This window comes from Pontibacter aydingkolensis (assembly GCF_019443125.1).
GTDB classification, from domain to species: Bacteria; Bacteroidota; Bacteroidia; order Cytophagales; family Hymenobacteraceae; genus Pontibacter; species Pontibacter aydingkolensis.
On sequence record NZ_JAHYXK010000024.1, the window covers coordinates 40,249 to 48,417 of the forward strand.

At 46.3% G+C, this 8,169-nt stretch carries 6 protein-coding genes; 3 read left to right on the forward strand and 3 right to left on the reverse strand.

Annotated features, from left to right (window positions below; all coding sequences use genetic code 11):
- Positions 1 to 9 precede the first annotated feature (9 nt).
- On the reverse strand, positions 10 to 687 hold the full coding sequence (gene sdaAB, locus K0O23_RS18255; protein WP_219878893.1) for an L-serine ammonia-lyase, iron-sulfur-dependent subunit beta: 678 nt from the start codon (positions 685 to 687) through the stop codon (positions 10 to 12).
- A 318-nt stretch (positions 688 to 1,005) separates the two neighbouring features.
- On the opposite strand from sdaAB, the gene K0O23_RS18260 reads away from it, so the two are divergent.
- The 3 genes from K0O23_RS18260 (at position 1,006) to K0O23_RS18270 (ending at position 4,282) form a co-directional block, all read left to right on the forward strand.
- Positions 1,006 to 1,971, forward strand: coding sequence for a tryptophan 2,3-dioxygenase family protein (locus tag K0O23_RS18260; protein ID WP_219878894.1), 966 nt, complete (start codon positions 1,006 to 1,008; stop codon positions 1,969 to 1,971).
- A gap of 237 nt (positions 1,972 to 2,208) precedes the next feature.
- Positions 2,209 to 3,789, forward strand: coding sequence for an NAD(P)/FAD-dependent oxidoreductase (locus K0O23_RS18265; protein ID WP_219878895.1), 1,581 nt, complete (start codon positions 2,209 to 2,211; stop codon positions 3,787 to 3,789).
- Positions 3,790 to 3,919: 130 nt separating this feature from the next.
- On the forward strand, positions 3,920 to 4,282 hold the full coding sequence (locus K0O23_RS18270; RefSeq protein ID WP_219878896.1) for a CoA-binding protein: 363 nt from the start codon (positions 3,920 to 3,922) through the stop codon (positions 4,280 to 4,282).
- 187 nt (positions 4,283 to 4,469) lie between these two features.
- Here K0O23_RS18270 and K0O23_RS18275 read toward each other — a convergent pair whose 3' ends face one another.
- Positions 4,470 to 5,300, reverse strand: a complete 831-nt coding sequence (locus K0O23_RS18275) for an SDR family NAD(P)-dependent oxidoreductase (protein WP_219878897.1) — start codon at positions 5,298 to 5,300, stop codon at positions 4,470 to 4,472.
- Positions 5,301 to 5,460: 160 nt separating this feature from the next.
- Positions 5,461 to 8,040, reverse strand: a complete 2,580-nt coding sequence (locus K0O23_RS18280) for an ABC transporter permease (RefSeq protein ID WP_317195707.1) — start codon at positions 8,038 to 8,040, stop codon at positions 5,461 to 5,463.
- Between the last annotated feature and the right edge of the window lie 129 nt (positions 8,041 to 8,169).

Here is an 8,169-nt window from a genome sequence, read left to right on the forward strand (position 1 = left end):
TGATTGTTGTTAAAGATCTATGTTCGGGATGTAAACAACATGTTTTACCCAGCTAAGCTGTTTCAGGTAATCCAGTGTGATCGGTTTTATACCGGAGTCCATCTCTATAAACTGGCGCGCCATCTCGTTTCGGCCTTTGCGCGATACGTTCATGGTTGCGATGTTGCAATCGTCGTGCGCCAGCACCGAGGCTATAAAAGCTATACTTCCGCGCACATCGTCGGCATCAATAATCAAGGTGTGCAAGGTGGCAGAAAAACTAGCTGTAAAGCCATCTACCTCTACAATGTTTATCACGCCCCCGCCCCTGCTCTGGCCTATTACTTCTACCTGCCTTTCGCCGGCTTTAAGGTTAAGCTTAATGGTGTTGGGGTGCATAGTAGAGGCATTGCCTACTGATTTGAAAGTATACTTCAGTCCTCGCTCTTTGGCATGATCAAAAGCATCCTTAATGCGTTTATCGTCTGTTTTAAAATCCAGCAGTCCGGCTACAATGGCTCTGTCGCTGCCGTGGCCCTCGTACGTGCGTGCAAAAGAGTTATAAAATGTAATAACAGCCTCTTCAGGGGCTGCGCCTAAAATTCGGATGGCTGCACGTGCTATGCGTACCACACCGGCTGTATGTGAACTTGAAGGACCTATCATTACGGGACCAATCATATCAAAAACGCTACTTTTTTCAGCCATAAATAGTTAGAGGTCGATGTAATATCGTGAAACTCAAATTTAAGCATTAACTGCCAGATTTGAAGAATATATGGGCTAAAGTAGCTTTATTTCTGCTAATCAGCCCGATTATTCTACAAACATGGCATATACATCTAGGAATTCTTCGTTTATCATGACGAGATATAGTTTGTGCTTTACAGTAAGATGCAATTGCTTTTAAATAGGTTGCTCGTGGCTTAAGCAAGCAATTATTGACTTTTATCATCTTTGGCTTTCTTAAATTTAGTTACTTTGCAGCATTGTGGTTTTTATTAATCATCCGTAAAAGTGTTTTAAATGGAGCATTCCTTTAAACCAGAGGTTCTGGAACAATTAAAAAGACTGGAAGAAAAGTATGTGCCCCTTGGCCAGGACCTGGCTGCATACCTGGAGGGCCTGTACTATACCAACTTCCTGAACTACTGGGATTATATTCACCTGGACACGCTACTGAGCCTGCAAAACCCACGAACCAATATTCCGGACGAGAAGATCTTTATCATCTATCACCAGATCACAGAGTTATACTTTAAGCTTAGCCTGGAGGAGTATAAACAAATAGCTGAGGACAAGGATATTACTGTAGATTGGTTAATTAAGCGCGTGAAGCGCATTAACCGCTATTTCGATAACCTGATTGACTCGTTTGATGTGATGGTGGACGGCATGGACCCGAAGCAGTTCCTGCAGTTCCGGATGGCGCTGATGCCTGCCAGTGGTTTTCAGTCGGCTCAGTACCGTATGATCGAGATTGCCTCTACTGACCTGCGAAACCTGGTGGCAAAGGATAAAAGAGCCGTACTTGGTTTGCAGAGTACACAGGAAGAAATGATAGGCTGTATTTACTGGAAAGAAGGCGCTACAGAAGTGGCATCAGGTGCAAAGACGCTTACCCTGCTTCAGTTTGAGGAAAAGTATACTTCGCAGCTTATACAGTTTGCCAGGCAGTATGAGCACACCAACCTTTGGAGCGTGTACAAACGCTTACCGGAAGCCGATCAGCAGAACCCTAAATTAATAAAAGCACTACGTGCGCTGGACAGCAATGTAAATGTTAACTGGCCACTCATGCACTATAAATCAGCAGTGCGTTACCTGCAGCGCGATCCGGACATTATTGCTGCCACCGGTGGTACAAACTGGATGAAATACCTGCCTCCTAAATTTCAGAAGCGCATTTTCTACCCCGAACTATGGAGCGAGCAGGAAATAGAGGAATGGGGCAAAGGCTGGGTAGATAAAGTTTTGAATGGAGATATTTGAATGTAGGTTATTAAATGCCGATAGTTGAACTAGGGCTTTGGTTCTAGCGAAAAGGATTGCCTTAAAAAGACCTCATTGCTGTATATAAGCTGTGAGGTCTTTTTTTATGTAGATTGAATTTGCGTTACCTTTGTGTTGTTATCATCAAACTAGAGTTGAACCAGTAATTTATACTTTGCTGAATCAACAATTCAACAATCAACTAAGGTTTAAGGCTAACTACCTTACCCAAACTACATGAGAAAGAAAGAATTAGACCTGGTGTTTGCACCGGAAGTTGCCTTTGATGCAGCACAATTAGAGCACGAGATCCTTAAAAGTGCTCGCGTAAACCCCGAAGAAATAAAGTATATACATCGTGTAAAACGTTCCATAGACGCGCGTGGCCGCCAGGTGCTGGTGCGTGTACGTGCCGATGTATATCTGGATAACCCTCCTGCTGATATTATTTCCCCAACTTATACTTACCTTGACGTAAGCAATGCAAAGCAGATAGTGATAGTAGGTGCCGGACCAGCCGGGTTATTTGCCGCCTTGCGTTGCATTGAGCTTGGTTTAAAGCCTGTGGTGCTGGAGCGTGGTAAAGATGTAAGAAGCCGCCGCCGCGATCTGGCTGCTATAAATAAAGAGCATACCGTTAACCCCGACTCTAACTACTGCTTCGGTGAGGGCGGTGCCGGCACTTACTCCGATGGTAAACTCTATACCCGCTCTAAAAAGCGCGGCGACCTGCAGCGTATACTTCAGATACTGGTACAGCACGGCGCTACACCCGATATACTTTTTGATGCCCACCCGCACATCGGCACAAACAAGCTCCCAAAGATCATAGAAGCGATTCGTGAAACGGTGCGTGCTGCCGGCGGTGAGGTGCATTTTGATAAGCGTGTCTCAGATTTTATACTTAAGAATGAGGAGATGTGCGGCGTAGTTACTTCTGACGGTGAGACCTACCTCGGCGAGTCAGTTATACTTGCAACCGGCCATAGTGCCCGCGATATTTTTGAACTGCTGCACGCTAAAGGCATTACTGTGGAAGCTAAGCCTTTTGCCATGGGGGTACGGGTGGAGCATCAGCAAAGCCTCATCGATAGCATACAGTATAAATGCGAGGACCGTGGGGCATACTTGCCGGCCTCATCCTATGCTTTAGTACACCAAACGCATTATGAAGGAAAACAGCGCGGTATCTTCTCGTTTTGTATGTGCCCTGGTGGTTTTATAGTACCCTCGGCTACAGCGCCTGGCGAGGTAGTGGTTAACGGCATGTCGCCGAGCCGCCGCGATTCTAAGTTCTCTAACTCAGGCATTGTAGTGGCTATAGAGTTGGAAGACATGGAGCTTGACAAGTATGGCCCGCTTGCCGGCCTGCGTATGCAACAGGAACTTGAGCAGAAAGCCTGCGAAATGGCAGGCGGCACACAGGCTGCCCCCGCCCAGTTATTAAAAGACTTTACAGAAAAAAGAGTAAGCAAAACACTGCTCGATACATCTTATCAGCCTGGCCTTGTATCAGTAGATATAAATAAGCTTTTCCCGGAGCATATAGCCTATCGTTTAAGAGAAGGTTTCAAGGCGTTCGGTACCAAAATGCGTGGCTACTTAAGCAACGAGGCTCAGATTGTAGGTGTGGAAAGCCGTACATCCTCCCCTGTCAGAGTTCCGCGTGACAGAGAAACGCTGGAGCACACGCATGTAAAGCGCCTGTACCCTTGCGGTGAGGGAGCAGGTTATGCGGGTGGTATCGTGTCTGCTGCCATGGATGGTGAACGATGTGCTGAAATGGCTGCTATAAAAGCAGGAATAACTGTTTTGTAATTTAGTTTTTTGCGATTTTACAGTTACATTAGGCTGCTTTGCCCGTAAAGTATAAGCGTGTATACTGTGTTTGGAAACTCAGCTATAGTGTACAGTGATATAATGTATTCGTATTAAACCTGTAAAGTAGATGAAAAAGACAGTTGTTGTAGGAGCCACCGATAATCCAATGCGTTATGCCTATAAGGCAGTTCACCGTTTGCAGCAGCATGGGCATGAAGTTGTTCCGGTAGGCATCCGTAAATCAGAAGTTGGGGGGCAGCCTATCGTTACTGACCTTGAAAAACCTATTGAAGATGTAGACACGGTTACCTTGTATGTAGGCCCCCGCAACCAGCCCTATTGGTACGATTATATACTTTCGTTAAAACCGAAGCGTATTATTTTTAACCCGGGTACTGAGAACCATGAACTGGAGCAAATGGCTGCTGATGCCAACATTGAAACCATGCACCATTGCACTCTGGTTATGCTGGCAACTGACAGCTACTAAATTTCTGAAAAAAATATTCAGCATAGTATAACCTCGGTAAAACCGGTTCGTATAAAGATTAAATATCAAGCAGATGGCATTTGTTGTCTATGCTTAAAAAGAAGGAATCTGATGAAGGTTCCTTCTTTGTTTTTATAGCCACTTGTATTACAAAAGCCCCTACAATTGACTTATAGGGGCTTTTGTTTTATAGTTTACTTTCTTTCCACTCTCCTTCTTCTTCCTCCATCTGGTAGCGCATACTTGCTGCCAAAGCGGTATCAGGAATAATGTTGGCGCTTGTAGCCTGCAACTTAGTCTTTAACCCTGAAACAACCTTGGTTTCGCCATTCATCAACGCATTGTAGCCATCCAGCGCTACCTCTGCCGGCTCCGACAAATTGCCCTGCGCGGCACGGGTATGCGCAGCCCCTGCCCTTCTGAAAAACATGGTATTGCTGGCACCCGGGCATAGAGCTGTTACAGTTATGCCTGTGTCTTTCAGTTCGTTAGACAATGCCTCCGAGAAAGAAAGTATAAATGCCTTGGTTGCCCCATAAATTGCCATTAATGGCGAAGGCATCAGCGAAACGATAGAGGCAACATTCAGTATCTTACCTTCCCCTTTCTTTTTCATCTCTTTTAAAAAGTGCTTGGTAAGCTCTACCGGAGTGTTTACGTTTAACTGAACAATGGCTTGCTCCCGCTCCAGGTCTGTTTCATCGAAAAGGCCATGTACACCGGCACCTGCGTTATTAATCAGTATATCAACATGTATGCCGCTGTATTTTACCTGCTGGTATACTTCGGTGGCAACGCCAGCCTCTGACAGGTCTGCCGTTATAACGGATACTTTTTCTAATTTATGTTTGTCTTGTAGCTGATAGCCCAGCTTCTTTAGCCGCTCTGTACTTCTGGCTACCAGCACCAGGTTATACCCGTCTTTAGCAAAAAGTCTGGCAAACTCCATTCCGAAGCCATTGGATGCACCTGTTATCAAAACTGTCTTTATTTTGTTTTCCTCTCGATTTGTTCTCATAATATAAATTTTTTCTGCAAACAGATGCTACTATGTACCTTAAAAAAGGGTGTTAAGTTTTATCTGTAGCTTACCTATACTTTGTGTAGCATTAAAAAAAAGGCCTCAAAGCAGTGAGCTGAGAGGCCTTATTCTAATTAACTATAGTACTTGGTTCAGGTTATGATTCACCACGAAGTACTTCCAGCGGAGGCCTGTTTAATATGCCTCTGCTGTTCAGCATGCCAATAAAAACAGTTAAAGCTGTAATGCCCAGGAAAACCGGCAGCAATGGAGCAAAGTCAGGCACAAAATTTACTTCGAAGCTGAACACCGCCAATGCCCAACTGGCACCCACAGAAAGTATAACGCCTGTACCGGCTGCCAATGCGCCAAGTAGTAAATACTCAAATGCATTTATACTTAAGATTTGCTTTCGGCTCGCACCCAAGGTTCGTAGTAACACACTCTCCTGCACCCGCTGAAATTTACTGATGTTGATAGAGCCGATAAGTACAAGCAAGCCGGTAATGATACTGAACAAGGCCATAAAGCGAATCACGAAAGATATTTTACCAAGTATATCGTCCAGTGTTTGAAGTATAAGGTCCAGGTCGATGGCAGACACGTTAGGGAACTGCTGCACCAAACTTCGCTGGAAACTGGCCGATTGTGCTGTAGAGTCGGTGCGTGTCATGAGCACATGGAACTGTGGAGCATCTTCCAGGACACCTTTCGGGAAAACTACCAGGAAATTGCTCTGCACCCGGTTCCACTCTACCTCACGTAAATGGCTCACTATTGTTGGCACCAAAGCACCCTGCACATTAAAGATCATGGTATCGCCAACCCCAACTTTTAGGCGCTCGGCATACCGGTCTTCCAATGATATGGGTATGGGTGCATTCGGGTCAGTAACTGTGCCTTTCCAGGTGCCTTCCACTTCTTTTTCAGAACCGATCAGGGAATCGCGATAAGTTACACGGTACTCACGGGTATAAGCCCAGTCGGGTATGCCCAGTGTGGTGTCTTTGCGTACATCGGCGGCCGTGAGGCCCTTCATTTCTTCGAGGCGCATGGTTACAACAGGCACATACTGTAGCACAGGGAGTCCGGCATCGCGCGTTACCTGTGCAATTGCTTCTTTTTGGGAGTTTTGTATGTCAAACAATACCAGGTTCGGCTGGTTTTCGCTTCCGGCTACGGCCACCTCGCTTAGCAAAAGCCGCTGCATCAGAAAGAGGGTTGAAATAAGCGCAGTGCCCAGTCCGATCGAAACCGTAAGAAGCAAGGTTTGGTTATTTGGCCGGTAAAGGTTTGCCAGACTCTGGCGCCATACATAGCCCCAGTTTACAGGGAAGAACTTCTTCACAAACCACATCATGGCCCGAGCTAGTAGTGCCAGCACCAAGAAGCCCACAATCACACCTCCTGTAAAAGAAAGCGCGCGCAGCCAGGTATTAAGCTGGAAATAGGCGAACACGAAAATAAAGGTCAGTATAAGGACGTATACCGCCCAGCGTACTTTGTCTTTCTGTGATGTAAGGTGCTCTATACCGGCGCGAATAGTAATTAACGGGGATACGTTGCGAATTGAAAGCAAGGGCAGCAGTGCAAACAAAACAGATACTACCAGGCCAATAGCAATACCCTCTAGTATGGCTACCCACGATACAGCCACAGTTACCTCTACCGGTAAAAATGCTTTAAATAACTCCGGTAAGTATAACTGGATCAGGCTGCCAAGTATAGCCCCTACAATAGAGCCAATCAAGCCCATGGCCATAACCTGGAACAGGTAGATCAGGAAAGCTTGTGTACCGCTAACGCCCAGGCAGCGAAGTATGCCAATGGTAGCCAGTTTCTCCCTGATGTACACATGAACAGCGCTTGCAACGCCCACACAACCAAGCAACAGAGCCACAAAGCCTACCAATGCCAGAAAGCTTGCCAGGTCGGCGTATGCTTTGCCGGTGCCCTCTTTGCGGCTGTTTACAGTGTCAAAGCCAAAGCCAGCCTCCTCAAACCTGGGTTCCAGCTTTTTTGCCAGTTTATCAGGGTCCGTGCTTTCGGGTAGTTTGTAGTAATGGTAATAGCTGATGCGGCTGCCGCGCTGTAGCAGACCTGTTTCCTCAAGGTACTGGCGCGGAATATAAACGGCTGGCGCAATGGTAGCCGTCATGGCAGACTGGCCCGGTATTTTATGCAATGCTCCGGCAATTTCAAAGGTCTGGTTACCTATTTTAATCGAGTCGCCGGGTTTGGTATTGTATTGTAACAGTAAGGTGTGGTCCACGAGGGCTTTGCGGCCTTCCTCTCTGAAAGTTCTGCTGGCGCTTTGTGGCTCTGTTTCGATAGCGCCATAGTATGGAAAGCCGCCTTTCTCCAGTGCCCGAACCTGCACTAGTCTAGTACCCTGCGAAGCCTGAAAGTATACCATGGACACAAACCTGACTTCATCTGAGCGGTTGCCGCCTACGGCTAAAGAGTCCAGCAGCTTTTGCATATCAGGCTCTATTTCTTTACTGGTCGCCACCACCAGGTCTGCTCCTATCAGCGACTTTGCCTGGTTGTCTATATCGGTGCGCAAGTTATCCGAGAATGAGTTTATAGCCACCAGCGCGGCAATTCCCAAAACAATGGATGAAATAAACAAAGCCAGCTTGCCCCGGTTACGACGGCTGTCGCGCCAGGCCATTTTAAGTAGCCAACGCAGGTTAAGCGGACGTTTCTTATCTAAATGTATGATGGTATCGGACACGGATATCTAATTAACTCAAGTTGCGTGATAGTACACGCGGTTTAACACAAAAAATCTGTTCTGCCAGCGGCTGTTGTACGTTTTAAAGTTTGCAGACTTAATTCGTAACAGCCATGACAGAACAGACCA